Annotated in this window: 26 protein-coding genes and 1 tRNA gene; 10 read left to right on the forward strand and 17 right to left on the reverse strand. The window is 65.2% G+C overall.

What is annotated here, in order from left to right; translation table 11 throughout:
* Positions 1-192: 192 nt before the first annotated feature.
* A complete protein-coding gene (locus PZ895_RS15115) occupies positions 193-3399 on the reverse strand; it encodes an ATP-binding protein (protein WP_275839831.1) in 3207 nt (1068 codons plus the stop codon).
* A 277-nt stretch (positions 3400-3676) separates the two neighbouring features.
* Between PZ895_RS15115 and PZ895_RS15120 the strand changes: the two genes are divergently transcribed.
* The 3 genes from PZ895_RS15120 to PZ895_RS15130 all read left to right on the forward strand — a co-directional run bounded on the left by PZ895_RS15120 (position 3677) and on the right by PZ895_RS15130 (position 4769).
* Entirely contained in the window at positions 3677-4132 is a 456-nt protein-coding gene (locus tag PZ895_RS15120; RefSeq protein ID WP_275839832.1) for a phasin, read from the forward strand.
* Between the two features lie 277 nt (positions 4133-4409).
* A tRNA-His gene (locus tag PZ895_RS15125) sits at positions 4410-4486 on the forward strand.
* An 82-nt stretch (positions 4487-4568) separates the two neighbouring features.
* Positions 4569-4769 carry a hypothetical protein gene (locus PZ895_RS15130; RefSeq protein ID WP_275839833.1) on the forward strand — a complete coding sequence of 67 codons (201 nt, stop codon included), beginning with the start codon at positions 4569-4571 and terminating at the stop codon, positions 4767-4769.
* Here PZ895_RS15130 and xseA read toward each other — a convergent pair whose 3' ends face one another.
* Positions 4770-6323, reverse strand: coding sequence for an exodeoxyribonuclease VII large subunit (gene xseA / locus PZ895_RS15135; protein ID WP_275839834.1), 1554 nt, complete (start codon positions 6321-6323; stop codon positions 4770-4772). It abuts the gene before it with no gap.
* Between the two features lie 10 nt (positions 6324-6333).
* A complete protein-coding gene (locus tag PZ895_RS15140) occupies positions 6334-7299 on the reverse strand; it encodes a LysR substrate-binding domain-containing protein (protein ID WP_275839835.1) in 966 nt (321 codons plus the stop codon).
* A gap of 195 nt (positions 7300-7494) precedes the next feature.
* On the opposite strand from PZ895_RS15140, the gene PZ895_RS15145 reads away from it, so the two are divergent.
* Positions 7495-7782: a DUF1127 domain-containing protein gene (locus PZ895_RS15145; protein WP_275839836.1), complete on the forward strand. Its 288-nt coding sequence runs from the start codon at positions 7495-7497 to the stop codon at positions 7780-7782.
* Between the two features lie 109 nt (positions 7783-7891).
* Here PZ895_RS15145 and PZ895_RS15150 read toward each other — a convergent pair whose 3' ends face one another.
* From PZ895_RS15150 to PZ895_RS15170, 5 genes are all read right to left on the reverse strand, one after another.
* Complete coding sequence (locus PZ895_RS15150) at positions 7892-8698, reverse strand: DUF937 domain-containing protein (RefSeq protein ID WP_275839837.1); 807 nt, start codon at positions 8696-8698, stop codon at positions 7892-7894.
* Between the two features lie 99 nt (positions 8699-8797).
* The gene (locus PZ895_RS15155; RefSeq protein ID WP_275839838.1) at positions 8798-10171 is read right to left on the reverse strand and encodes a glutamate--cysteine ligase; all 1374 of its coding nucleotides are present in this window, start codon (positions 10169-10171) and stop codon (positions 8798-8800) included.
* 114 nt (positions 10172-10285) lie between these two features.
* Positions 10286-11020, reverse strand: a complete 735-nt coding sequence (locus PZ895_RS15160; protein WP_275839839.1) for a 16S rRNA (uracil(1498)-N(3))-methyltransferase — start codon at positions 11018-11020, stop codon at positions 10286-10288.
* A 56-nt stretch (positions 11021-11076) separates the two neighbouring features.
* A complete protein-coding gene (locus tag PZ895_RS15165) occupies positions 11077-11499 on the reverse strand; it encodes a hypothetical protein (protein WP_275839840.1) in 423 nt (140 codons plus the stop codon).
* 73 nt (positions 11500-11572) lie between these two features.
* Positions 11573-12220 (reverse strand): DNA-3-methyladenine glycosylase I, encoded by a 648-nt coding sequence (locus PZ895_RS15170; protein ID WP_275840074.1) that lies wholly within the window; start codon positions 12218-12220, stop codon positions 11573-11575.
* A gap of 172 nt (positions 12221-12392) precedes the next feature.
* Between PZ895_RS15170 and PZ895_RS15175 the strand changes: the two genes are divergently transcribed.
* Positions 12393-13163 carry a L,D-transpeptidase gene (locus tag PZ895_RS15175; protein ID WP_275839841.1) on the forward strand — a complete coding sequence of 257 codons (771 nt, stop codon included), beginning with the start codon at positions 12393-12395 and terminating at the stop codon, positions 13161-13163.
* 113 nt (positions 13164-13276) lie between these two features.
* On the opposite strand, the gene glcF is transcribed toward PZ895_RS15175, so the two are convergent.
* The 6 genes from glcF to PZ895_RS15205 form a co-directional block, all read right to left on the reverse strand.
* A complete protein-coding gene (gene glcF / locus PZ895_RS15180) occupies positions 13277-14605 on the reverse strand; it encodes a glycolate oxidase subunit GlcF (RefSeq protein ID WP_275839842.1) in 1329 nt (442 codons plus the stop codon).
* Positions 14606-14610: 5 nt separating this feature from the next.
* On the reverse strand, positions 14611-14952 hold the full coding sequence (locus PZ895_RS15185) for a hypothetical protein (protein ID WP_275839843.1): 342 nt from the start codon (positions 14950-14952) through the stop codon (positions 14611-14613).
* Positions 14949-15176, reverse strand: a complete 228-nt coding sequence (locus PZ895_RS15190; RefSeq protein ID WP_275839844.1) for a DUF433 domain-containing protein — start codon at positions 15174-15176, stop codon at positions 14949-14951. The genes PZ895_RS15185 and PZ895_RS15190 overlap by 4 nt, the downstream gene beginning before the upstream one ends.
* A 24-nt stretch (positions 15177-15200) precedes the next feature.
* Positions 15201-16403: an FAD-binding protein gene (locus tag PZ895_RS15195; RefSeq protein WP_275839845.1), complete on the reverse strand. Its 1203-nt coding sequence runs from the start codon at positions 16401-16403 to the stop codon at positions 15201-15203.
* A gap of 241 nt (positions 16404-16644) precedes the next feature.
* On the reverse strand, positions 16645-17076 hold the full coding sequence (locus PZ895_RS15200; protein ID WP_275839846.1) for a DUF559 domain-containing protein: 432 nt from the start codon (positions 17074-17076) through the stop codon (positions 16645-16647).
* Positions 17076-18572: an FAD-linked oxidase C-terminal domain-containing protein gene (locus PZ895_RS15205; RefSeq protein ID WP_275839847.1), complete on the reverse strand. Its 1497-nt coding sequence runs from the start codon at positions 18570-18572 to the stop codon at positions 17076-17078. Before PZ895_RS15205 ends, PZ895_RS15200 begins: the two co-directional genes overlap by 1 nt.
* Positions 18573-18730: 158 nt before the next feature.
* Here PZ895_RS15205 and PZ895_RS15210 point away from each other — a divergent pair, with 158 nt between their 5' ends.
* Together PZ895_RS15210 and PZ895_RS15215 are read left to right on the forward strand one after the other, a co-directional pair.
* Positions 18731-19903 (forward strand): alpha-hydroxy acid oxidase, encoded by a 1173-nt coding sequence (locus PZ895_RS15210; RefSeq protein ID WP_275839848.1) that lies wholly within the window; start codon positions 18731-18733, stop codon positions 19901-19903.
* A 1-nt stretch (position 19904) separates the two neighbouring features.
* Entirely contained in the window at positions 19905-20645 is a 741-nt protein-coding gene (locus tag PZ895_RS15215; RefSeq protein ID WP_275839849.1) for a metallophosphoesterase, read from the forward strand.
* Positions 20646-20690: 45 nt separating this feature from the next.
* On the opposite strand, the gene PZ895_RS15220 is transcribed toward PZ895_RS15215, so the two are convergent.
* Both PZ895_RS15220 and PZ895_RS15225 read right to left on the reverse strand, forming a co-directional pair.
* Complete coding sequence (locus PZ895_RS15220) at positions 20691-20825, reverse strand: hypothetical protein (RefSeq protein WP_275839850.1); 135 nt, start codon at positions 20823-20825, stop codon at positions 20691-20693.
* 233 nt (positions 20826-21058) lie between these two features.
* A complete protein-coding gene (locus PZ895_RS15225) occupies positions 21059-21766 on the reverse strand; it encodes a type 1 glutamine amidotransferase (RefSeq protein WP_275839851.1) in 708 nt (235 codons plus the stop codon).
* Positions 21767-21840: 74 nt separating this feature from the next.
* On the opposite strand from PZ895_RS15225, the gene PZ895_RS15230 reads away from it, so the two are divergent.
* From PZ895_RS15230 to PZ895_RS15240, 3 genes are read left to right on the forward strand one after another with little or no spacing between them, the layout of a single operon-like run.
* Positions 21841-22467 (forward strand): hypothetical protein, encoded by a 627-nt coding sequence (locus tag PZ895_RS15230; RefSeq protein WP_275839852.1) that lies wholly within the window; start codon positions 21841-21843, stop codon positions 22465-22467.
* 58 nt (positions 22468-22525) lie between these two features.
* Positions 22526-22777: a type II toxin-antitoxin system Phd/YefM family antitoxin gene (locus PZ895_RS15235; protein WP_275839853.1), complete on the forward strand. Its 252-nt coding sequence runs from the start codon at positions 22526-22528 to the stop codon at positions 22775-22777.
* Positions 22774-23223 (forward strand): PIN domain-containing protein, encoded by a 450-nt coding sequence (locus tag PZ895_RS15240; protein ID WP_275839854.1) that lies wholly within the window; start codon positions 22774-22776, stop codon positions 23221-23223. Before PZ895_RS15235 ends, PZ895_RS15240 begins: the two co-directional genes overlap by 4 nt.
* A 146-nt stretch (positions 23224-23369) precedes the next feature.
* On the opposite strand, the gene PZ895_RS15245 is transcribed toward PZ895_RS15240, so the two are convergent.
* On the reverse strand, positions 23370-24170 hold the full coding sequence (locus PZ895_RS15245) for a hypothetical protein (RefSeq protein WP_275839855.1): 801 nt from the start codon (positions 24168-24170) through the stop codon (positions 23370-23372).
* Between the last annotated feature and the right edge of the window lie 109 nt (positions 24171-24279).

Genomic DNA, 24279 nt, shown 5'->3' on the forward strand with positions numbered 1-24279 from the left:
GCGGCGGCGAAGGCCGCCTTGCGCGGCAGCATCGACTGAAGGTTCATCTGGGTGGTCCTCCGAATAAAGGATTGCCTGGGACGCAGGCTCTCCACACGCGTCCCAGTGGCCAGTCTTTGTTAAATCGGAGCGGGTTAGTCAAGTTATTTCGCAAGGGCGATCAATAGGTTAGAAAGATTCTAAACTAAGGCGCTAGTCCGCCAGCACCCGGGTCGGCGGAAAGTCGATCTCGACCAGCGTGCCTTCTCCGGGTTTGGAGCTGATCGCAAAGCGCGCCCGGTTGGCCTCCACCATCGCCTTGGTCAGCGGCAAGCCGAGCCCGGTTCCCTCGCGATGGCTGCGCTTCAGCGCATTGACCCGCTTGAACGGCTTCAGCGCCTGGTCGATCTCGGACGCGGTCATGCCGATGCCGGTATCGCGCACGCGGATTGCGATGCCGCCATCGGGTTCGAGCGCGGTCGACAGGATCACCTGTCCGCCCGCCGGCGTGTAGCGCACGGCGTTCGACAGGAGGTTGAGCGCGATCTGCTTGATAGAGCGCAGATCGGCGATCGCGTCCGGCAGGCGCGAGGCGAAGGAGGAGCGGATGATGACGCGCTCGCGGTTCGCTTGCGGCTGCATCATCGCGACCGCCTCGCCGAGCACGGCGTTCAGCGACACCGCCTCGTAATTCATCTCCTGCTCGCCCGCCTCGATCTTGGAGATGTCGAGAAGGTCGTTGACGAGGTCGAGGACGTGATTTCCCGAGCGGCTGATGTCGCGCAGATAGTCGCGATAGCGCTCGGTGCCGATCGGGCCGAAGCTCTCATTGATGATGAGTTCCGAGAATCCGATGATCGCGTTCAGCGGCGTGCGGATTTCGTGACTGATGCGGGCGAGGAATTCGCTTTTCTGCGAGGACGCGCGCTCGGCCTCGGCGCGCGCCTGCGTCAGTTCCTCCTCGGCCCGCTTCCAGTGGGTGATGTCGCGCAGCACGGCGCAAAATCCGCCATCCCGCGGCAGCCGGCCGATGGTCATGAAAAGTGGGATGAACCCGCCTTCCGCCTCGCGGCCGATCACCTCGCGCCCGTCATTCATCACCGAGGCGACGCCGTTGCGCGCGATCCGCTCGACATAGTCCTGTGCCGTGCGCTGGCTTTCGATGGCGAAGAGTTCCCGGAACGGACGGCCCTCGATCGCACCGGAATCGAAGCCGAACAGCGCTTCCGCCGGCTGCGAGATCGATCGAATGGCAAAGCCGTTGTCGATCAGGATCACGCCGTCCGTCGCCGTGTCGATGATGGTCTGGAATTCGGAAAGACGCGCGCGCAGTTCCGCGCCGCCGTCTTCGGTAGACTGGGGCGAGGGGGCCGGCTCGGCCTGTGGCTGCGGCAAAAGCGTCAGCATCAGGGCCTTGCCGCCATGCCAGGGAATCGAATGCAGATGCGCCCGAACCGGCAACTCCGCGCCGTCCGCGCGCTTCAGCGTCAGGATGCCCTTCTCCGTCTCGTCGCAATCCTCGAACAGCGTGTCGAGCCCGCCGGACTCGGCAAATTCTGCCAGCGAGCCGAAACCGGTCAGGTCGAAAAAGGCGTGGTTTGCCAGGTGCAGCGTCTCGCCCGAATGGATCAGCGTCGCGACCGGAAGATGGTCGATGAGCCGGTCCTCGACGTCGTTTTCCTCGCGCGTGCGGGTCATGAAATCGAAGCTCGCGCGCGGCGCGAAGGCGGAAGGCAGAAAGTGGATGCTGGCCGGCGCGGGAGGCTCGTCTTTTGTCTCAGCCGCAACTTCGGCCGGTTGGTCCTCGGGCTCGGCCGGCTTTGCGTCGATCAGTCGCACGACATTGTCGGACATGTCGATTTCCGCTTCGGACGTGGCGGCATCCGCAAAGCGCGCGCGTTCCTGCGCCTGCCTTTCGGTCTCCGCCGCATCCCCGGTTTCCCGTTCCACCGCCGCCGCCGGCGTCGCCTCCTCGCCGAGGTCCTTCTTCAGCTTGGTGCCGATTTCCTGGAAGGTCCGGCGGTCGCCCGAAGACAGGCTCTTGCCGCCCGTTTGCTGTCGCAACTCGTCGAGCCGCACGACCTTGTCGCGGGCGCGTCGGCCGAATTCCTGCGCGTCGGCGAGCGCCGGCGTCTCGCCCAGGAACGGGTCCGCCGGGTCGATGACGGGTTCCGGCGCGTTCGGGCTCGTGAGCGCCAGTCCGATCCGGTCCGGGTCCGCGACCGCATCGGCCATCCGCGCGACGCCGAACCCGCGGAAACCCTCGAACATGCGCTCGCGGTCGTAGACGGGCAGGGCGGCCAGATCGACCGGCACTTTCAGCGCATGGCCCTCGACAGGCCACAACACCGTGCGCCCCGACCAGGTGTCGCGGCGGTCGAGAAGGGCGCTGATTTCCTCGTCGAGATCGAATCCGAACACCGTCGCCACATCGCGGAAGGAGCGGCCGATCACATCGGCGGCATTCGCCCCCACCGCATCGATGAATTCGGGGGAGACCTGCGCGAACCGGCCGTTCGCATCGGTGCGCCAGACGAAGCGGACCGGCTGCGTCGGCAGGGCGGGGGGCGCGCTCGCAGGTTCGGCGGCCGGGCCAAAAACATCCACCGGGGGAGGGACATCGGCCTGGGGAGCCACCGCATCGCTCTCGTCGATCGCTGTTGCGACCGCCTCCAGCGCAAGTTCTTCCGGCTCCCCTTCCGCCACATCGGCGTTCACTGGCACCGACACCGGTTCCGGCGCTGCCGGTAAATCGCCCTCGTCGGCCTCGACCTCGTTGGAGGTCAGGAGAAGGTGAAGCGCCGGGTCGTCGGTCAGCCGCGCGAAGCCGACCGGCAGCGTCCCGCCTTCGACCGTGACGCGCTTCTTCACCAGCCGGTCATGCTCGCGCGAAACGTCCTGCACCAGCGTCCACAGCGCCGTGCGCCCGAGGTCAAGCCGCTCGAAACCGGCTGTAGCGGCGGTCACGGCGCCGTCCGGTCCGACGAGCGCGGCGGCGTAGCCGGCATCGGCGATGCCGGAGATCGCAGCCTCCATCCGCGCAGCGCCGCGCAGACCCGCCGGGATGGCGAGCAGGATCGCGAGTTCGCCGCGCGGCAGCCGGATCTGCGCCGCCTGGAAGGTGGTCATGCGGCTCGCCATGCCTTGCGCAAGACGCAACGAGACCGCGCGCTCCGCGCCGATCCGCGGAAAGCCGGAAAGGGAGGCGATCTGCCGTCTGGCTTGCACCGAAAGCCCGGCCGGACTGTCCATCGCGCTTTCGATGTCGCCATGGCCGAACAGCGCCGCGCCGGGCCCGTTCGCCCAGATCACCCTGTCGAGGTCGGCTGACAGAAGCACGAGCGTGTCGCCGCGGGCGAACCGTTCGCGCACGCCGCCAAGAATGGCGATGTCGATGAAGGAATAGGTCTCGGCCGTCATCGGGTTCCTGTGCTAGCGGGCTCGCGCTCCGTTCGTGTTCCTGCGGGATTCGCCCCGCTTAACCCTTCGTTAATAAAAGCGGATCGTGCCTTCGTCCACAATCGGCACGTTGCAGGGCCCGTTCGATTGGCGACGTGGTTAATCCGCAGGCAGTTTTGCGCCGCGATGCAGCGCGATAATTGTTGCATTGCACAAAAATTCACTGTATGGGACTTGGAACAAACCGGCGGCCTGAGGCGACGGACCATGGCCGCACCAACCTGGAAAGGGACAGTGCATGACCAAGACTGCTGCTAAGACCGCAGAGGCCATGGAAGCCGCTGCATTCGACGCCTCCAAGGCGACCGACCAGTTCCGCGCCTTCGCCGAAAACGGCATGGAACAGTCCAAGCAGGCATACGACAAGCTGCGCTCGAACGCCGAATACGCCCAGAAGTCGATGGAAACGACCTTCGAGACCGCCAAGCAGGCCGGCACGGAAATGTCGAAGAAGTCGCTGTCGGCGATGCGCACCAATGCCGAACTGGGCTTCGCCCATCTTGAGGCGCTGATGCAGGCGAAGTCGATTTCCGAGGTCGTCGAACTCCAGGCGGCCTTCATGCGCAAGTCGATGGAACTCGCCATGGAACAGGCGCGCGACTTCCAGGCCGCCTCCACCAAGGCGACCGAAGAGGTCATGAAGCCGATGAAGGACGCTTTCGAGAAGTCCGTGAAGGAACTCGAAGCCGCTTGACGCATTATTAACCCAAGTTCCCCGGCCCGCGGAAACCTCCTCCCTTCCGCAGCCGGGCACCGGAGCCGCCACCTCCTCCCGGCGGCAACCGGAAAATGGAAAGGCCGGGTTCCTCCCCCCGGCCTTTTTCCTGTTCCAGGGGATGCCTCGGACTGGCATCGCGCAGCTTCCCCTCCGACAGGTCTTTTTGCGCATTCGCCCCGCATTCCCGCTTGAAATCGGGCCTGAATGACCGTAATAGCCTGCCCAGTCAGTTGGTCGTGCGCCGATTGGATGTGCGGTTGTAGCTCAGTTGGTTAGAGCGCCGGATTGTGGATCCGGAGGTCGCTGGTTCGACCCCAGCCAACCGTACCATTTTTTTCCTGCCGTCCTTTCAGCCCGTTGCCGCGCGCGTCCCTGCGCCCCATCTGCTCGATGACCAATCGTGGAGCAGCGCATGTCTGGCTTGGACGATCTTCGAAGAACTCGGAATATCGCGGTCCCTCTCGCCGCCGCGCTCCTGCTTTCCGCCTGCGGCGCGGGCGGCATGGCGCGCGCGGTCACCACGGCAGGCGAGGGCTTCGACCGCGGTGAATGCCTGTCGGAGCAGTTCCGCACCGGCCGGCCCTGCGACCAGGACCGGTTCTCCGACGAATAGCTAAAAAAGCGTGCCCTGGCCGCCGGCCGGCGTCTTCGGCTTCGTCGGCTTTGGCCGTGCCGCCGCTTCGCCGGCCGCGATCGCGTTCACCTCGCCATCGGCAAACCGGAGCGCCAGCGCATCGCCGGTCGCGATGTCCGCCGCGCGCTTGACGAGTTGATTGTCGGCATCCAGAATCACCGCAAAGCCGCGCTCCAGAATGCGCGTATAGGAAAGAGAACCGGCCAGCCGTGCCGCTTGCTCGAAGCGTTGGCGGCGACGCTCGAGCGCGCGTTCGATGGTCTGCCGCTGCCGGCGCTCGAACGTTTCCAGCCGCTGCCTGGCCATCTCGATACGCCGCTTCAAGGCGTTGGGCGTCACCCGCGCCGCATCGCGGGCGAGCCGGTTGCGCCGGTTGGTGACCATCGCCGAAAAGCATCCCGGCAGCCGCCCCGCGGCGCGTTCGCTGCGCAGCCTCGCATCGCCGAGCCGCCGCGACAGGACCGCCGGCGACAGGCGCAGTCCGCGGAATTTCTGTTTCTTGGCCTCGGTGTTGGCGATCAGCGCGCGTTGCAGCCGGCTCGCTGCCTCGTCGAAGCGCCGGCGCGGCAAAGCGAGCAGCGCGTCGGCCGAGGGCAGCGCGCGCGATGTCGCCCGCAGCGCATCGCGCTTTCGTTGCGTGCAGCGCGAAACCGCGCCCTTCACCCGCGCCGACAGCCGCGAAACATTGGCTTCGAGTTCGGCCTTCACCGGCACCGCCATTTCGGCCGCGCCCGTCGGGGTGGGCGCGCGGCGGTCGGCGACGAGGTCGATCAGCGTCCAGTCCGTTTCGTGGCCGACGGCCGAGATCACTGGAATGGTCGATGCCGCCACCGCGCGCACCACCGCCTCGTCATTGAAGCCCCACAGGTCCTCGAGGCTGCCGCCGCCGCGCGCGACGATCAGAAGGTCCGGCCGCCCGATGCCCTCGGGCAGCGCGTTGAACCCCGCCACCGCGTTCGAGACTTCCGCCCCGGTCGTCTCGCCCTGAACCCGCACCGGCCAGACGATCACATGCACCGGAAACCGGTCCGCGATGCGGTGGATGATGTCGCGGATCACCGCTCCGGTCGGCGAGGTGACGACGCCGATCGTCTTCGGCATGAAGGGCAATGGGCGTTTGCGCGTCGTCTCGAACAGGCCCTCGGCCCCCAGCCTGCGCTTGCGCTCCTCCAGCAGCGCCATCAGCGCGCCGGCGCCCGCCGGCTCGATATTGTCGATGACGATCTGGTATTTCGACGAGCCGGGATAGGTGGTCAGCTTGCCCGAAGCGATCACCTCCATGCCCTCTTCGGGCCGGAATTTCAGCTTCGAGAACGTGCCTTTCCAGATCACCGCCTCGATCCGCGCCCGGTCGTCCTTGAGCGAGAAATAGGCGTGGCCCGACGAATGCGGTCCGCGATAGCCCGAAATCTCGCCGCGCACGCGCACGTTTCCGAACGTGTCCTCGACGACGCGCTTCAGCGCGCCGGAGATTTCCGAGACGGAATATTCGGCCGCATTGGTCTTCGAATCGGTGGCGAGAAGGTCTGACATGCCGCTAGTTCTACCAACCGGGGAGCATCTGGCTAGGCCGCAGCCGCTTGCCGCGCCCATAGGCGACGCCGGCGAAGTCGAAATGGCCGGCATCCTCGTTCGCCGGCGGCACGACCGAGATGTTGTCGAGGCTTTCGGAAATGTGCCGCGCCAGCGCGTCGACGATGTGCGGCTGGCTGGAATGTCCGCGCAATATGCCGATCCGGCAGTCGGGCAGGGCGCCGAAACCGTCCGCCTCGCCGAGAATTCTCATGCCGGGGCGCAGCGCGCATTCGGGCAGCACCGAGACGGCGAGGCCCGACAGCACCGCTGCCATGATGACCGTCGCCGACCAGCTCGTGAAGATGATGCGGTAGTCGCGGTTCATCTGGTCGAGCACGTCGCAGGCCGTGCGCCGCCACAGGCAGCTTGGCCGGCCGAGCGCCAGCGGCAGGATGTCTTCCTGATGCACCTCATGGTTCATCGACCCGACCCAGAGCAGCGGCTCGCGCCGCACCACTTCCGAGCGGCCCTTGTCGTCGTCATGGGTGACGAGCGCGATGTCGAGCTGCCCGCGCCTGATCTGTTCGACGAGGTTGGCCGTCGGTTCGCACACGACCGAAAGCTCGACGCGCGGATTGGAGCGCAGGAACCGCGCCATGATCTCGGGCAGGAAGCGGTCGGCATAGTCGTCCGGCGTGCCGATCTTGATGTGGCCTTCGAGCGAATGGTCGTCGAAGGCGGCCAGCGTCTCGCGGTTGAGCCGGATCAGCCGCCGCGCATAGGCCAGCAGCCGCTCGCCGTCCTCGGTCAGCCGGTTGGTGCGTCCGTCCTTTTCGAAGAGCTGCTTGCCGACGCGCTCTTCCAGTCTGCGCATCTGCATGGAAACGGCCGATTGCGTACGGTGGACTTCCTCCGCGGCACGGGTGAACGAGCCGATGTCGGCGATGGTGATGAAGGTCTGAAGCTGGTCGAGGTCGAGGGGTGCGGCGGGCATCGGATCAATCCATCATGATCGTTGATGCTAAACATTAGAAACATTCGTTCGACTAATCAATCGAAGCGACGCAATTTGCACGCGTCGGAGAGGCTTCGACGACGCGGCACAGGCAACCGGAATCGGGTGGCGCGCCGTCGTCGCCAAGGCCAATCTGCTTGCATCGGTCCATCTGAGCGAAAAAGGAGACCAGTCATGACCGCCCTCGATCACCAGACCGCATATGCCGGTGCCGCTCGGACGCGCACGGATGTGGCGTCGCGCGTGACGAACGGGTTCAAGGCTGTCTTCCGCGCGTTCTTCAATCGCCGCCATATCGGCAATCTGGCGGAATTGTCGGACCACCACCTCGCCGATATCGGCCTGTTGCGCACCGACCTCCACCAGGCCGCGCGCACCGGCATCGTCGCCGACCCGACGGCGACCCTCGCTTCCCTGCGCCGCCGGCGCGAGGAAGAACGTTTCGCCCGACAGGTCTGCTGACGCGTCCTGTCGGGCCGGCCTGATAAGCACCAATTGCGGGCGCTCCCACTCCCCGCCGATCCCTTCGGCTGCCTGCAACCTGCCCGGTCTCTCGCGAGACCGGGCTTTTTTAACGGCTCGCTCGCCCCTGCGCGAAGAAGTCGTCCACCAGCTTCGTCATCGCCTTCTGGTAGTCGTCCTGCTGTTTTCGGCCGGTCTCGAACATCTCGCCGAAAAAGTTCTCGAACGGAAATATCTGCGCGTCGTTGACCTGCTCGCGCGCGGTCTTCGCCTCCGGCTGGCCGAATTGCACCATCTCCTCGAACATCTTCATGAACGGGTTGTGGGCATAGGGGTCGGGCGCTGCCTTCGGCTTTTCGGCCGGCTTCGGCGCGAACATGTCCTGCATCATCTTTGCATAGGGATTGTCGAACATGCCGGCATTGGCGGGCTGTGCCTGCGGCATCATCTTCTGGAACGCATCGATGAACGGATTGGAGCCTGCGCCGGGCATCTGTCCGGTCGCCTGCTTGAAGAAGCCGCCCATCATCATGGCGGCAAGCGAGGGCATCATCTGGCGATAGGCTTCCTGGGCGATCCCCGTCGCCTGAGCGGCTTGCGCGGCGACCGCGCGCGACAGTTCCTTGGAGCCGAAGATCTGGCCCAGCGCATCATTGCCCGCCGAGATGCCCTCGGGCGTGAAGGCGCGTGCCGCGTCCTCGAAATATTTCGCATATTGCCCGCCGCCCATCGCGGTCATGAACTGCGAAAAGCCGAACGGGTCGGCCGTGTTGCGCTTCAGCGCCTCGGAGAAGGCGGGAAGCAATGTCTCCAGCGCGAGTTCCCCCTGCTGGCGCGTCAGGTTCACCTGCCGCGCGAGAAGATCGGCCGTGCGCCCGTTCTGCGCCTTCATCATCATGTCGTAGAGCGGCAGCATGTCGTCCTCCCGAGGTTGTTTCGGAAAGACTAGCTGAACCGGCGAACGACACAAGCGCGACCCATCCTTCTACCGATGAGGGGTTTCCCGCTCCAGGATTCAGTACGCAAACTCCATAAACGCCGGCTCGATCGACCCGCCCCAGCGCGTATGATACGCCCGCACCATCTCCTCCGCGCTCGTCGTGCCGCGCGCGATCACTTCGTCCAGCGGCGCGAGGAAGCCCGTCTCGTCATAGCCTTCGCGATTCCTGCGCGCCCGATTGGTCAGACCCATCCGCGAAATCGCCAGCACCTCGCGGCCGATCTCGCGCAGCGTGTGGTTGCGGAAAGGGGCCGTCAGCCCCTCGCGCGGCACCGCGTCGCGCTGCGCAAGACATTCCTGATATGTCCAATCGGCTGTCAGTTCCTCGGCCGCGTCCAGCGCCGCGTCGTCATAGAGCAGCCCGACCCAGAAGGCCGGCAGCGCGCAGATGCGCCGCCACGGCCCGCCATCGGCCCCGCGCATTTCGAGAAAGCGCTTCAGCCGCACGTCGGGAAACAGCGTGGAAAGATGGTTCGCCCAGTCGCCCATCGTCGGCAGGCCATCGGGGATTTCGTCTCTCAGCGCGCCGTCCATCAACTCGCGGAAAGTGACATGGGTGACGTCGAAATAGCGCCCCTCGCGGATCAGGAAATACATCGGCACGTCGAGCGCCCATTCGACGTAATCGGCAAAGCCGAAATCGCGGGCAAAGCACATTTCCAGCATTCCGGCGCGCGCATTGTCCGTGTCGCGCCAGATCTCGCCGCGCCAGCTTTGCAGGCCGTTCGGCTTTCCCTCGGTAAACGGCGAATTGGCGAAAAGAGCCGTGGAAAGCGGCTGCAATTTCAGCGAAACCTGCATCTTGCGCCGCATGTCCTCTTCGGACGCGAAGTCGAGATTCACCTGGATGGTGCAGGTCCTGTACATCATGTCGAGGCCGTGGCTGCCGACCTTGGGCATGTAGGCGGTCATGATGTCGTAGCGCGATTTGGGCATACGCGGCGTTTCGGCCAGCGTCCATTTCGGGCTGCCGCCGAGGCCGAGGAAGCGGATGCCGAGCGGTTCGGCGATCTGGCGAAGCTGCGCCAGATGCGCATTGCCCTCGCGGCAGGTCTGGTGGATGGTTTCCAGCGGCGCGCCGGACAGTTCGAACTGCCCGCCCGGCTCGAGCGAGATGGCGCCCTGTCCGGTCGGCTCGACGAGCCCGATGATGTGCCCGGCATCGACGATCGGGTCCCAGCCAAGCGTCTTCTGCATCCCTTCGAGCAGCGCCCTGATCCCCTTGTCGCCGCCATAGGGAACCGGCGAATGGCCGTCGACATAGAAGGGAAACTTCTCGTGCTCGGTCCCGATCCGCCACTTGTCCTTGGGCTTGCAGCCTTCGGCGAGGTGAGCGACGAGCTCCGATTTTTCTTCGATCGGCCGGAAATCGGTCGTGTCGCGTGCCATGAAGTGTCCCCGGTCCCGAAGCTTGCGAAAGGATGTGGGTCTGTTGGCCGCAAATGCCATCCCCGATCAAGCGAAAAATCCTGACCGCTGCGTCAATGCGGGTTGATGAGGCCCTCACCAATCCCCGATCGTCGCCTGGATCACCGCCAGCGCCGCCACCGCCGCCGTATCCGCCCGCAATATCCGAGGCCCCAGTGGAATCGCCGTGACGAAATCGAGCGCCCGCAACTGGCGACGCTCGTCTTCGGAAAACCCGCCCTCCGGCCCGACGATCAGCGCCAGTCTCCGCCCCTTCAATCCGATCAGCGCATCCACCGGGTTGTCCCCCGCCGCGCTCTCGTCGCAGAAGATCAGCGCCCGGCTTCCGTCCCACTCCGCCAGCAACCTGTCCAGCTTCACCGGCGCGCGAACCTGCGGCACTGCCAGCACGCCGCATTGCTCGGCCGCTTCGATCGCATTCGCCTGAAGGCGCTCCGTGCCGATCTTGGCCATCTGCGTGTGCTGCGTGATGACCGGTTGCAGCACGCCCGCGCCCATCTCGACGGCCTTTTGAATCATGTAGTCCAGCCGCCCGGCCTTGATCGGCGCGAAGCAGTAGACGAGGTCGGGCGTTGCCGGTTGCGGGAGCGTCTGCTCGGCGAGCGCCAGCGTCACGCTCTTTTTCGAAACCGTGGCGATGACGGCCCGCCACTCGCCGTCGCGTCCGTTGAAGACGAGCACGTCGCCGCGCTCGCGCATCCGCATGACATGGGTGAGGTAGTGGCTCTGCTGCGCCGAAAGGGCGACCGTCCCGTTTTCGGAAAGGCCGCCCTCGACGAAGAGCCGTTGCATCTTGTAGTTGGCGCGCATGGCGAACCAGATGGCGCAGGGGCCGGCCCGCGGTCAAGAGCGGGCCGGCGCCGAACTCACTCGGCGGGCGCTTCGTCCGTCTGTTCGGCAGGCGCCGCGCGCTCGGCCTTGCCGGTCCGGTTGCCGCGCTCGCCGCGCATTGCGCCGCGGAACGGACGATCCTCCCGGGTCAGCATCCCGTCCTCGTTGCGGTCCATTCGCGCGAATTGGCGCTCGACGCGGTTGTCGATGCCGGCGAGGAACTCCTCGCGCGAAATCTGCCCGTCGCCATCGGCGTCGAGCCGGTCGAAGCGGGCTTCAGTGCGTTCCGTGACGAAGGCGGCGAAGCGTTCCCGGTCGACGCCGTCGGCACGGATTTCCTTGCGCAACTCGCGCATCATCTGGCGCGGCGACTGGTCGCCTTGTGCCGCGTCCTGCGCGAAGGCGGCGGTCGAAGCGGCGAAGCTGGTGATTAGCACGGCGGCGATGGTCTTCTTCATGGCAAATCCTCGTATGCGTTGTCCCTGCACGAGACTGTGCCTGCCGCAACCTTACGGCGAATTGTCCGCCGGATTAATTCGCCGTAATGGGCCGCTTCAGTTCCTGCCGCTCGCGCTCCACCTCGGCGCGGCAGATGCAGCCCTCGATATGGTCGTTGACCAGCCCCATCGCCTGCATGAACGCATAGACCGTCGTCGGCCCGACGAAGCTCCAGCCCTTTTTCTTGAGAATTTTCGATAGGCGCGTCGACACCTCCGTCTTCGGGTTGGCCCTGAGCGCATCGAAATCGAAGACCGCCGGCCGCTCATGCGGCTGCGGCTCGAACGACCAGAAGAATGCCGCCAGCGAGCCGTGCTCGTCGCAAAGGTCCACCGCGCGGCGCGCATTGTTGTAGACCGAGGCGATCTTGCCGCGATGGCGGATGATGCCGGCATTTTGCAGATGCCGATCGATCTCGCTGTCGGGCCTTGCCGCCAGAACGCGGAAATCGAATCCGTCGAACGCCTCGCGGAAATTCTCGCGCTTGCGCAGGATCGTCAGCCACGACAATCCCGATTGGAATCCTTCGAGGCACAGCTTTTCGAACAGCCTGATGTCGGCCGTCACCGGCCGTCCCCATTCGGTGTCGTGATAGGTCTGGTAATCCGGCAGATTGCCGTGCCACGCACAGCGCAACCGGCCGTCCTCGCCCTCGATCAGCCCAGCAATATCTGCCGCCATCATCTTGTTTTTCCTCGTTAACGCCGCATTCACCACCGCCATGAACCGGCCGGTAACCACAACTCAAGCTTTACGCGAAGAACGGCATTTTATGAAAGCGGATTCACGTTTTCGTGGCGGCCGCTCCTGACAATGCCCGGTGAGACGACAGTCAGTTCAGGTGAGACCGTCCATGAAATCCATTCTCCTTTGCGCGGCCTTGGCCGTGCTTTTGCCGGCCTCGGCCGTGGCGCAGGACCGTTATGTCGAGCGTCCGCCGCTGGTCGTCAGTCCCGATCTTTCGGCTCCCTGGGTCATGCAGTTGCAGCGCGCCCCGCAGGGGGCTCCGATCCGCGAGCGCAGCGTCCGGCGCCAAATCGCGCCCGGCGCGCGCATGGCCGTCGGGCCCGCGCCCATCATCCGCACGCGCCCGACTGTCCTGGCCCCCGATCCGGTTCACACGACCGCGATGGCGCCCGCCGCACCGCGCGGCGCCGCGCCACAGATGGACCCGATCTTCCTGCCGCAGGAAGTCGCCTATACGGGACGCGAGAAGCCCGGCACCATCGTCATCGATACCGGCGCCAAGTTCCTCTATCTTGTGCAGGAAGGCGGCACCGCGCGGCGCTATGGCGTCGGCGTCGGCAAGGAAGGCTTTTCCTGGCGCGGTTCGGAAACCATCACCCGCAAGGCCGAATGGCCGGGCTGGACGCCGCCGGCGGCCATGATCGCGCGCGAACGCGCCAAGGGCCGCATCCTGCCCGCGCACATGCCCGGCGGGCCTGAAAATCCGCTTGGCGCCCGCGCGCTCTATCTCGGCTCGACGCTCTACCGCATCCACGGCACCAATGCGCCCTGGACCATCGGCCAGGCGGTCTCGTCGGGTTGCATCCGGATGCGCAACGAAGACGTCACCGACCTTTACGAACGCGTCAAAGTCGGTACAAGGGTCGTGGTTTCATAAATTCCCGGAGAGGGGAAAGCGGGCATCGGGGGACGGTGACCGCGGCGACGGCAAGAACAATCAGAACCGTCGCTTGAAGGGCAGTGCGATTCGTCGCGCTGCCCTTTCGCTTTTCATTCAGCGGCTTCCATCTTCCGCGCCTGCGGCACCCCCGCCGGCTTCGGCCCGCCATACGCCCAGTCGAGCAGCGCCACCGTATGCACGATCGGCAGCTTTGACCCCGACGCGATCTGCGTCATGCAGCCGATATTGCCGGTCGCGACGAGGTCGGCCCCCGTCGCCTCGATATTCGCCACCTTGCGATCCCGAAGCCTGGCGGAGATCTCCGGCTGCAGGATGTTGTACGTTCCCGCCGACCCGCAGCATAGATGCGCCTCGCGCGGCTCGCGCACGACGAACCCCGCCGCCTGCAACAGCGCCTTGGGCAGGCTCGTGATCTTCTGCCCATGCTGCATCGAACAGGCGGAGTGATAGGCGACGGTGAGTCCCGGCCTCACTGTCGCAGCCGGCAGGTCCAGTCCGGCGAGATATTCCGTCACGTCCTTCGCCAGCGCCGACACCCGCTCCGCCTTGTCCGCATAGGCAGCATCGAGCCGCAGCATGAAGCCGTAATCCTTGATCGTCGTTCCGCAGCCCGATGCCGTGATGACGATGGCATCGAGGCCGCCCCGGTCGATCTCGCGGGTCCACGCATCGACATTCGCCCGCGCGAAGTCGAGCGCCTGTTCCTCGCGCCCCATGTGATGCGTCAGCGCCCCGCAGCACCCTTCGCCTTGCGGCACCACCACCTCGATGCCGAGCCGCGTCAAAAGCCGGACTGTCGCCTCGTTGATGCCGGGGTCGAGCACCGATTGCGCGCAGCCCGTCAGGATCGCGACGCGCCCGCGCCGTTCCGCGATGGCCGGATGCGTCGCCGGCATCGACATATCCGACGCGGGCGGAACGCTTTTCGGTGCAAGCGCCAGCATCGCGGCGATGGGCTTCAGACCGGGCACGGCGCGAAAAAGCCCGGCAAAGGCGCGGCCGATGCCGGCCAGCCTCAGGCTCGTGCGCATCCGGTCGGGATAGGGCAGGGTGGCGGCGAGCAGCCCGCGCACCAGCCGGTCCATCAAGGGCCTCTTATAGGTCTTCTCGATATGCGCCCGCGCATGGTCGACGAGATGCATGTAGTGGACGCCGGACGGACAGGTCGTCATGCAGGAGAGGCAGGAGAGACAGCGGTCGACATGCGTCACCACCGTCTCGTCGGCCGGCCGGTCGTTTTCCAGCATGTCCTTGATCAGGTAGATGCGCCCGCGCGGACTGTCGAGTTCGTTGCCGAGCTCGACATAGGTCGGACAGGTCGCCGTGCAGAACCCGCAATGGACGCAGGCCCGCAGGATCTTTTCCGATTCCGCCACATGCGGATCGGCGAGCTGCGCGAGGGAGAAATTCGTCTGCATTCGTCTTAACGTCCCCTGACAGTCTGGTTCTCCCCGACCACGATCAGATCGCCGGGTTGCGCGCGGCCGACCGCTTCGGCGATCTCACGGAGAAATGGACCCAGATCCTCAAATCGCTGCCGCGGTAGCACGACCAGGGCGAGACCGGTCTGCGTGATGTTCTGCTGATAGGAAAGGTTCTTGTCGCAGGTTATCAGGCAGGACAATCCTTGGCCGCGAATTCGATCGATCAATCGACCGTTCTGCAATCCCTTCCAGCCTCTGGGAAATCGCTGCACCGGGCAACCCAGTTCGCCGAGCGCCTTGACCAGTCGGACCGGAACGCCCTCATCGATGATGGCGCTCAAGCCGCGCTCTTTTCGACCAGGCTGGCCAGATCGTCCGCCGCCAGACGGATGGCCGCCTCAGCCTGATACCTCTCGACCGTCGGAAAATCATTGAGAAACGCGACGAGCGAGTCACCGGCCTCCAGATATTCGAACAACGCCGACACAGGCACGCGTGTGCCCTTGAACACGGCCGCGCCGGACACGATATCCGGATCGCTGCTGAGAATGTCCTCGACCTTCATCGCCCGCTCCTGAAAAGCCGCATGTTATCCCATCCTGCCGGGGTTCAATATCCCCTTCGGATCGAACTGGTCCTTCAGCCGCCGCGCCAAAGCGTCCAGCGCCCCCGCCTGCGGATGGAACACTTGGCTCCCCGCGCGCACCGGCCCGCTCGCGCGCACCAGCGTCGCATGGCCGCCGCCGAAATGCGCGATCAGGGCGCGCAGCCCCTCGGCCTCCGGCTCTGCCTCCATCCGCGCCCAGATCAGCCCGCCCTGCCAGTCGTAAAAGACGTCCGCACCGGCATGGAGCCGCAATTCGGCGACCATCTTCCACCCCTGGCTCGGCGCCATCGAAATCCGCCAGACTGGGCGGTCCGTGCCGTCGGCATAGGGCAGGCAATCGCGGATTTCCCGCCACACCTGACGCGACTGCGCCTCGTCCAGAATCTCGATCCTGCCCTGCGGGGCAAGCAGACCCGTCAGCGTCGCAAGCCGATACTCGACCGACGGCCCGAAGCCTTCGAGGCGTAGAAGCGTCGAAGCCGGCCCCTTCAGCCCCCCGTCCAGCACTCGCCCGGTCACGTTCGGCGGCAGATGCGCGGCCGACGACACCTCTGCGCTCGATCCCATACCCGCCGCCATGGCGAACGCCGCCGGCCCGTCATCGAGCCCGCGAATGACGAAGGTCTTTTCTGTCTCGGCCGCCGGCAGCACCTTGAAGGTGAGGTCCGTGACGACGGCCAGCGTGCCCCACGAACCCGCCAGCCCCTTGGAAAGGTCGTAGCCGGTCACGTTCTTGACCACCCGCCCGCCGGACTTGAACGCCTCGCCGCGCCCCGAAACCGCATGGACGCCCAGAACATGATCCCGCGCCGCGCCCGATTTCAGCCGCCGCGGCCCCGAAAGGTTCGCCGCCAGCGCCCCGCCCACCGTCCCCCGGCCGGGCTCGTTGCCGAGCAGCGGCCCGTAATCCATCGGCTCGAACGCGAACTCCTGCCGGTGTTCTTTCAACAGCGCCTCGACCTCGCCGATCGGCGTCCCCGCCCGCGCCGAAAGCACCAGTTCCTCCGGCTCGTAGAGCGTCACGCCCGTCAGCCCCGAAAGATCGATCCCATGCTCCGCCTGCGCCGGCCGCCCGATCCCGCGTTTCGATCCATGTCCGATGATTTCCAGCGGCGCCTCTTCGGAAATCGCCCATTGCACGACATCGAGCGTTTCGGCTGCGGAGGAGGGGGTGAAGGTGGTCATGAGCAAACCCCCGCCTCATTCGGTAGCCGAAGCGCCGCCCCCTCTCCGTCTCGGGCTTCGCCCGAGCCACCTCTCCCCCGAAGGGGGCGAGGAAACCCAAGCTGGAGTAGCGCCGGCATCACGGCAGCTTTCCTCGCCCTCGCTTTGCGGGGGAGAGGTGGCTCGGGCGAAGCCCGAGACGGAGAGGGGGCCGTGACCTTCCCGAAACCCACGACATCAATCCATTTCGATCCAGCGGAACTCACCTCCGCACCGCCTGCACGTACCGAACTTCGTGATTGTCCATTTCCCCAAGTCGCCCCTCGACCGCCGCCAGTATCGTTTCGCACACGCTAGCCCGATGCTTCAGCACATCCACGTTCCACAACCGCAGCACCGCGTACCCTTCCGCCCGCATGAACCGATCTCGCCGTCTGTCATAGTTGGAATCCACATGCTGGCTGCCGTCGACCTCAACGATCAGTCTGGCATTTCGGCAGGCAAAATCGGCGAAATACGGCCCGCATGGCATCTGGCGTATGAACTTATGCCCGCCAAGCTTCTTTGCCTTCAGTTCGGTCCAGAGAACGGCCTCGGCAATATTGTCGCCGCGACGCAAATCCCGCGCGCGGGCAATCGCCGCCGGCGCGCGGCGGGCAGTCGAGGACCGCTCATCCTGTAAATCCCGCCCCATCAAAACCTCGGAATGTCCGGAAACGCCACCTGTCCGCGACTGATATGCATCCGGCCCATTTCCGCGCATCGGTGCAGTTGTGGAAACACCTTTCCGGGGTTTAGGAGATGTTCCGGGTCGAACGCGCATTTCACCCGGATCTGCTGGTTGAGGTCGATGTCGGTGAACATTTCCGGCATCAGGTCGCGCTTCTCGACGCCCACGCCATGCTCCCCGGTCAGCACGCCGCCGACCTCGACGCACAGCCGCAATATGTCCGAGCCGAACGCTTCGGCGCGGTCGAGTTCGCCCGGCTTGTTGGCGTCGTAGAGGATCAGCGGGTGGAGGTTGCCGTCGCCCGCATGGAAGACATTGGCGACTTCCAGTCCGTATTTCACCGACAGTTCCCGCATCCGCGCCAGCACGGTCGGCAGTTCCTTGCGCGGGATGGTCCCGTCCATGCAGTAATAGTCCGGCGAAATGCGTCCCACTGCCGGAAATGCCGCCTTGCGCCCTGCCCAGAAGGTCGCGCGCTCGGCGCCCGATGTCGAAACCCGGCTCGTCGTCGCGCCGTTCTGCGCCGCCAGCCGCTCCACCGCGCCGATCAGGTGGTCGATTTCGGCCACAGGCCCATCGAGTTCGACGATCAAAAGCGCCTCGACGTCGAGCGGGTAGCCGGCATGAACGAAGGCTTCGGCGGCGTGGATCGCCGGCCGGTCCATCATCTCCATGCCGCCTGGAATGATGCCCGCGCCGATGATGTCGGCAACGCACTGTCCCGCCTGTTCGGAGGAGGGAAAGCCGACCAGCATCGCCCGCGCCGCTTCCGGCTTTTGCAAGATGCGCACCGTCACTTCGGTCACGACGCCGAGCAGCCCTTCCGAGCCCGTCATCAGGCCGATGAGGTCGTAGCCCTCCGCGTCGAGATGCTTGCCGCCGAGCCGGATCACCTCGCCGTCGATCAGCACCATTTCGAGGCCGAGCACATTGTTCGCCGTCAGCCCGTATTTCAGGCAATGCACGCCGCCGGAATTCTCCGCGACATTGCCGCCGATCGAGCAGGCGATCTGCGAGGAGGGGTCGGGCGCGTAGTAGAACCCTTCATCCTCGACGGCTCTGGTGATGCCGAGATTGGTCACGCCCGGCTGCGCGGTCACCGTGCGGTTTGGAAAGTCGATGTCGAGGATGCGGTTGAACCGGCTCATGACGAGCAGCACGGCGTCTTCCAGCGGCAGCGCGCCGCCCGAAAGCGAGGTGCCCGAGCCGCGCGGCACGACGCGGATGTTGCGCTCGCTGCAATATTTCAGGATGCGCGAAACCTGCGCCGTCGTCTCCGGCAGAACCACGACCAGCGGCAATTGCCGATAGGCGGTCAGCCCGTCGCTCTCGAAGGCGCGCATGGCGTGTTCGGCATCCACCACGCCTTCGCCCGGCACGATGATGCGCATGTCGGCGACGATCTCGGCGCGGCGCGACATGGTCGCCCGGTCGGGCGTCGGCATGACGGGTCCTGACATGAAGCTTCGTCCTCCAAAACTCTTCCATTCATACAGCAAGACGCGCCCGGGTCGAGCGTCCGCGCTGCAAAAGGCGAGCCGTCGAGAATGGCCTTCCTAGGCAACCCGCCTTCCTGCTATGTCGGGACCGGCACGATGCAAAGGGAGCGAGACAAGGCATGGGCGCGATACTCACCATCGACGATCTGAAGCGGCGCGCGCGTCGGCGTGTCCCGAAGATGTTCTTCGATTATGCGGATTCGGGCTCGTGGACGGAAGGCAGCTACCGCGCCAACGAGGAGGATTTCGCCAGGATCAAGCTGCGCCAGCGGGTTCTGGTCGACATGACCAACCGCTCGCTCGAAAGCACGATGATCGGCGAGAAGGTGGCGATGCCGGTGGCGCTGGCGCCGACCGGCCTGACCGGGATGCAGCACGCAGACGGCGAGATTCTCGCCGCACAGGCCGCCGAAGAGGCCGGCGTGCCCTTCACCCTGTCCACCATGAGCATCTGTTCGATCGAGGATGTGGCCGAGGCGACGAGCCGGCCCTTCTGGTTCCAGCTCTACGTCATGCGCGACCGCGATTTCGTGTTCAACCTGATCGACCGGGCCAAGGCCGCCGGCTGTTCGGCGCTTGTCCTGACCGCCGATCTCCAGATCCTCGGCCAGCGCCACAAGGATCTGCGCAACGGCCTGTCGACGCCGCCCAAATTCACGCCCAAACATGTCTGGCAGGTCGCCACGCGGCCGCAATGGGCGTTGCAGATGCTCGGAACGAAGCGGCGCACCTTCCGCAACATCGCCGGCCACGCCAAGGGCGCGGACGATCTGTCCTCGCTGGCCAAATGGACGCATGAACAGTTCGACCCGCGCCTGTCCTGGGACGATGTCGCCTGGATCAAGGACCGCTGGGGCGGCAAGCTGATCATCAAGGGCATTCTCGATCCCGAGGATGCAGAAATGGCCACGCGCACGGGCGCGGACGCCATCATCGTCTCGAATCATGGCGGCCGCCAGCTCGACGGGGCGCCGTCCTCGATTTCGGTCCTGTCCGACATCGTCGATGCGGTCGGCGACCGGATCGAGGTGCATCTGGACGGCGGCATCCGCTCCGGCCAGGACGTGCTGAAGGCGCTGTGCCTGGGCGCAAAGGGCGTCTATATCGGCCGCCCCTTCCTCTACGGTCTCGGAGCCGGCGGCAAGAAAGGCGTCGCCCTCGCGCTCGACATCATCCGCAAGGAGCTCGACACGACGCTGGCGCTGTGCGGCAAGCGCGACATCAAGGACGTGTCGAAGGATCTGCTCTACGCGCCGCACGATCCCTTCGGCACCGGAGCGGGACGGCGCTGAAATGGCGGCGGGCGTCCGCTATGAGGACGCGGCAGCCCCGGAGGGGATGCGCCTTTACGCCATCGGCGACGTCCATGGCCGCGCCGATCTGCTTGGGCGGATGCTGGCCCTGATCGAGGGCGAGATCGTTCGCGACAGGCCGGGCGACTGGCGGGTCGTCTATCTGGGCGACTATATCGACCGCGGTCCCGACAGTGCCGGCGCGATCGACATGATCGCCCGCCGCGTCGCCGCAAACCCCCGCCACGTCGCGCTTTTAGGCAATCACGACAAGGTTCTCGCCGAATTCCTGGCCGATGCCGCCACATGGCGGCAATTCGCCGGCTTCGAAGGCGAGACGACCGCGCGGTCCTATGGTGTCGAGATCGATTATTCGGGCGACGCCGCCATCCGCCGCAGCCGCGACGCACTCCTGGCGGCCGTGCCGCGCGAACATGTCGCCTTTCTGAACGATCTCAAGCTGTCAGCAGGCTTTGGCGATTTCTTCTTCTGCCATGCCGGCATTCGGCCCGGCGTGCCGCTCGATGCCCAGGACCCGCATGACCTGATCTGGATCAGGCGCGAATTCCATGATTATCCAGGCTTGCATCCCAGGCTCATCGTCCACGGCCACACGCCGCATCACGAGCCGGAAATTCGGGTCAACCGCGTCAATCTCGACACATATGCTTTCGCCAGCGGCCGGTTGACGGCGCTGGCGATCGAGGGTCGCGACAAGCGGTTTCTGGAAGTGGTTGGCTAGGACGGGATTTGCCGGGAACCGGCAGGCCGCTCAGGCGCGAAATCCTTACTCGGCGACAACGCCGTAGCCGTCGACGACGACGAAGTCTCCGGCTGCGTCGGCCGTGTAGATGCCGGCGCCCCAGAACACGATTGCTGAAAGCATGGAGAGGGTGATCAAGGTGGTGCGCACGGGGTTCATCTCGGTTGTGTCCTGCAACTCTTACAACGGGGTCCGTTACAAATCGGTTTCATCAGCAGAATCCGCGACGCCAGATTTCGTTCCCCGCGATTTCCTTCGCGGCGGTTTCGAAAAGAGCGCGTTTGGGCGGAATTTCCGTCTGATCCGACCGTGATCTAGGCGTCCAATCGGGCGAAAGCCAGACGGTCCAAGGCTTTGCCACGCCTATTTATCGTCAGTTGCATTTCTGCAACTCACCGGCGCGCAATCGTTGAAACCCAGGCCCTGGCGAGCGTCAGCCCGGCTGCATCGGCGGCCGGACCGAAGCGATCGGCCTCCACTTTGTGGCGGCTGCCCCAATCGGGCTCGCGTTCGGCGATCCATCCGGCGAATCGCTCGCTCCATTCGGCGACGAGCGCCCGGTCCGCCTCGAAATGGAACTGGATGCCATAGGCGCGCGTGCCGATGCGGAAGGCCTGGTTGTGCGCGACGAGGTTTCCGGCAAGGCGCGATGCGCCGCGCGGCAGCATGTAGTGGTCGTCGTGCCATTGGAAGATCGCAAAGCGGCCGGGCAGGGCACCCAGCACCGGGTCCTCCTTGCCTTCCGGCGTCAGCGTCACCTCATGCCAGCCGAATTCGCGTGCTCCGCCGATCAGGTTCTGCGCGCCATGCGCACGGGCCAGAAGCTGTGCCCCGAGGCAGACGCCGAGCACCGCCCGGCCGCTGGCGGTGAAGTCGCGGATGAAATCGACGAGATTCGGCAGGTAAGGATAGTCGTCGTCGGCGAGCGCGCTCTGGCCGCCGCCAAGAACGACCAGCGCGTCGTGACCGTCGACCTGATCCGGCAGCGCGTCGCCGTGATGCAGTGCGCGCATGTCGATCATTGCGCCGGCCTCGTCGAGAGCGGTGCGCAACTGACCGAGCCCGGTGCCGTCGAAATTCCGGATGACGAGTACGCGCATCTGCCTGCCTGCCCGATTTGCCGATTTCTTTCCGGCGGGTACCATGCGCCGCAAAGCTCTGCCAAGGGATCGAAATGCCGCTGCAAAATCGTGTCGACCCGTTCGGCGCCCTCCATGCCGTTCCGGTGCGCGGCCTGTTCACCGGCAATCGCGGCATCCTGCACGAGCCCGAAACCAGGCGCCTTGCCGGCCGGCGCTGGACGACACGGGCCTGGATCGTCTGCACCTGCGACTGGAAGGACAGGCGACGGGAGGTCTGGGGCCGCAACGGGCCGAATGGCGGCGCGGGCTGGACGGAACTCTTCTTCGTCGACGAGGTGACCGCGCTCGCTGCCGGCCATCGCCCCTGCTTCTTCTGCCGCCGCAACGATGCCCGCGCCTTCCAGTCCGCCTTTGCCGCTGGCAATGGCCTGTCGTCGGTCTCCGCGCCGCAGATGGACGAAAAGCTCCATGCCGAGCGCCGCCTGTCGGCCCGCGGCGCGCCGGTCGCGCTCCGGCCTGATGATCTGCCCGACGCGGCGATGATCGAGGTGGACGGCGACGCGCTCGTCCGCCGAAAAGGCCGTTGGCTGCGCTGGACCTTCGACGGCTATGTCGAGACGTGCGAACCCAACGCGCCGGCAGCCGTAATCACCCCGCCCTCGACCATGGCCACCCTGCGCGCTGGCTATCGGCCGGTCTGGGCGCACCTTCGGGTTTGACGTACCGCGCCCGAATGATAAAATGACTACTGTAGTTACAGATTCAGGAGCCTCGTGCATGAAGGAAATTCAATTGCGCCAGGCCAAGGCGACCTTGTCGCATGTGCTCGATGAGGTCGTCGCCGGTGAACCGGCGATCATCACCCGCCATGGCCGGCGGGAGGCGGTCATCCTTTCCTATCAGGACTATGAGCGTCTTCGGCACGTTCCGTCGCTGGGCTGGTTTCTGACGAATTCGCCGCTCGAGGACTACGACCTGCCGACAATCGAACGCAAGCCCGCCCGCGCGTTCGGTGACGATCCGTTTTGACGCTCTACCTTATCGACACCAACATCGTCAGTCGCGTCTCCCCGACCCGCCATCGCACTGGTGATGACGAGGCGCTTGCAGCTTGGATCGAGGCGCATGGCGATGCGCTGTATCTGTCGGTCGTCACCGTCGCGGAAATTCTCGACGGAATTGCCAGGGCGAGACGGCAGGGCGCGACGCGCAAGGCAGCCATGCTCGACGATTGGTGGCGGGAACTCTCGCATTTTTGGTCGTCGCGCATCCTGCCCGTCGATCTCGTCGTGGCAGGCGAAATCGGCCGTCTGCTCGATATCGCACAGTCGGCGGGTGCCGCGCCGGGCTTTGAGGACGTTGCGATTGCGGCGACCGCGTCGGTTCACGGCATGGTCGTGTTGACGGCCAACGAGCGCCATTTCCGGCCCTTGGGCATCGCTTTCGTCAATCCGCTTGCAGACCTTCCCGGATAGCGGACGCGAAAAAAGGCGGGCTGCGTCGGCCCGCCTTTTTCCCCTGTGCCCCTGCTCAGGGTTTCGCCCCCCTGGAGAGTCTGAGGACGATCGAAGGGCATCGGTCAGTGTCGCCCGGCCGGTACCGATAGGTGTCGGCGAATGGGTCAGTCCCATTTTTCCTTGTAGATTTCGCCGGAATAATCGACGTGAAGCTCGACGCGCTCGCCGTACCTGTTCACCGCCTCGACTTCGTAGTGCTTCTTCTTGCGGTCGACATCCCCGCGCCATTGATAGCCGGCATTCTCGACGATCTGCCGCAATCCGGCCTGATCGTAGGTCGGATCGTCCATGGCGATGCGGCGGATGTTTCCGGTGAAGTCGATATGCAGTTCGACCTCGACGCCGTCGGCGCTGTAGGCTTCGACCTCGTAGTGGTTCTTCTTGCGGTCGACATCGTAGCCGAACACATAGCCGGCATCCTCGGTGATTTTCTTCAGGTCGATGCCCCTGGACAGGGCCGCGTCGATCTGGCGCTGGTCGTCTGTATCTGCCCGGCGTTGGAGGCGGCGATCGGTGTCGTCGTCGACGGCTCGACCCTCACGCGATTCTTGACCAGCCCAGGGCGGCGGCATGTTGGGCTCGCGGATGACGATCTCGCGTCCGTCGCCATGTCGTATTTTGAAGGCATCGAATGTGCGCGAGGCGCCGGGCTCGCCGATCACGGTCAGATTTTCGTCGACCGAAACTTCCGTGCTTCGCCACCAGGCCGGACCGGTCTCCACCAGCACGCGGCCCGAATCGTCCTCCAGGACGAACTTGTTGCCGAACACGTCGGTGACGCGACCTTCGATCGTGATTTCCCGGCTGGCGTTGAGGTCGCCGATCGCCGTCTGTGCCGACGCCGGCGCGGCGGCGATCAAGGCGGCGATGAGTGCGGCCGAAACGAACGTGCTCTTGTGCCTCATCCTCGTCTCCTTGTTTCGATCTGTGCGTCTGGCAATCATAGTGGACGATCAAGTTTGAATGCCAGCCAAACGGCGCGGTTCAACTTCGGTTCAATCGATATCTATAAGA

This window comes from Mesorhizobium sp. YIM 152430 (assembly GCF_029210365.1).
Classification (GTDB): Bacteria; Pseudomonadota; Alphaproteobacteria; order Rhizobiales; family Rhizobiaceae; genus Aliihoeflea.

Bases quoted from the DNA above. Each gene is read 5' to 3' on its own strand.
- PZ895_RS15235 (WP_275839853.1), top strand. From the start codon at position 22,526: ATGAAGGAAATTCAATTGCGCCAGGCCAAGGCGACCTTGTCGCATGTG.
- PZ895_RS15145 (WP_275839836.1), top strand. From the start codon at position 7,495: ATGACCGCCCTCGATCACCAGACCGCATATGCCGGTGCCGCTCGGACG.
- glcF (WP_275839842.1), bottom strand. From the start codon at position 14,605: ATGCAGACGAATTTCTCCCTCGCGCAGCTCGCCGATCCGCATGTGGCG.
- PZ895_RS15210 (WP_275839848.1), top strand. From the start codon at position 18,731: ATGGGCGCGATACTCACCATCGACGATCTGAAGCGGCGCGCGCGTCGG.
- PZ895_RS15115 (WP_275839831.1), bottom strand. From the start codon at position 3,399: ATGACGGCCGAGACCTATTCCTTCATCGACATCGCCATTCTTGGCGGC.
- PZ895_RS15140 (WP_275839835.1), bottom strand. From the start codon at position 7,299: ATGCCCGCCGCACCCCTCGACCTCGACCAGCTTCAGACCTTCATCACC.
- PZ895_RS15195 (WP_275839845.1), bottom strand. From the start codon at position 16,403: ATGACCACCTTCACCCCCTCCTCCGCAGCCGAAACGCTCGATGTCGTG.
- PZ895_RS15200 (WP_275839846.1), bottom strand. From the start codon at position 17,076: ATGGGGCGGGATTTACAGGATGAGCGGTCCTCGACTGCCCGCCGCGCG.
- PZ895_RS15130 (WP_275839833.1), top strand. From the start codon at position 4,569: ATGTCTGGCTTGGACGATCTTCGAAGAACTCGGAATATCGCGGTCCCT.
- PZ895_RS15215 (WP_275839849.1), top strand. From the start codon at position 19,905: ATGGCGGCGGGCGTCCGCTATGAGGACGCGGCAGCCCCGGAGGGGATG.
- PZ895_RS15190 (WP_275839844.1), bottom strand. From the start codon at position 15,176: ATGAAGGTCGAGGACATTCTCAGCAGCGATCCGGATATCGTGTCCGGC.
- PZ895_RS15205 (WP_275839847.1), bottom strand. From the start codon at position 18,572: ATGTCAGGACCCGTCATGCCGACGCCCGACCGGGCGACCATGTCGCGC.
- xseA (WP_275839834.1), bottom strand. From the start codon at position 6,323: ATGTCAGACCTTCTCGCCACCGATTCGAAGACCAATGCGGCCGAATAT.
- PZ895_RS15245 (WP_275839855.1), bottom strand. From the start codon at position 24,170: ATGAGGCACAAGAGCACGTTCGTTTCGGCCGCACTCATCGCCGCCTTG.
- PZ895_RS15220 (WP_275839850.1), bottom strand. From the start codon at position 20,825: ATGAACCCCGTGCGCACCACCTTGATCACCCTCTCCATGCTTTCAGCA.
- PZ895_RS15175 (WP_275839841.1), top strand. From the start codon at position 12,393: ATGAAATCCATTCTCCTTTGCGCGGCCTTGGCCGTGCTTTTGCCGGCC.
- PZ895_RS15225 (WP_275839851.1), bottom strand. From the start codon at position 21,766: ATGCGCGTACTCGTCATCCGGAATTTCGACGGCACCGGGCTCGGTCAG.
- PZ895_RS15150 (WP_275839837.1), bottom strand. From the start codon at position 8,698: ATGCTGCCGCTCTACGACATGATGATGAAGGCGCAGAACGGGCGCACG.
- PZ895_RS15120 (WP_275839832.1), top strand. From the start codon at position 3,677: ATGACCAAGACTGCTGCTAAGACCGCAGAGGCCATGGAAGCCGCTGCA.
- PZ895_RS15155 (WP_275839838.1), bottom strand. From the start codon at position 10,171: ATGGCACGCGACACGACCGATTTCCGGCCGATCGAAGAAAAATCGGAG.
- PZ895_RS15230 (WP_275839852.1), top strand. From the start codon at position 21,841: ATGCCGCTGCAAAATCGTGTCGACCCGTTCGGCGCCCTCCATGCCGTT.
- PZ895_RS15165 (WP_275839840.1), bottom strand. From the start codon at position 11,499: ATGAAGAAGACCATCGCCGCCGTGCTAATCACCAGCTTCGCCGCTTCG.
- PZ895_RS15160 (WP_275839839.1), bottom strand. From the start codon at position 11,020: ATGCGCGCCAACTACAAGATGCAACGGCTCTTCGTCGAGGGCGGCCTT.
- PZ895_RS15170 (WP_275840074.1), bottom strand. From the start codon at position 12,220: ATGGCGGCAGATATTGCTGGGCTGATCGAGGGCGAGGACGGCCGGTTG.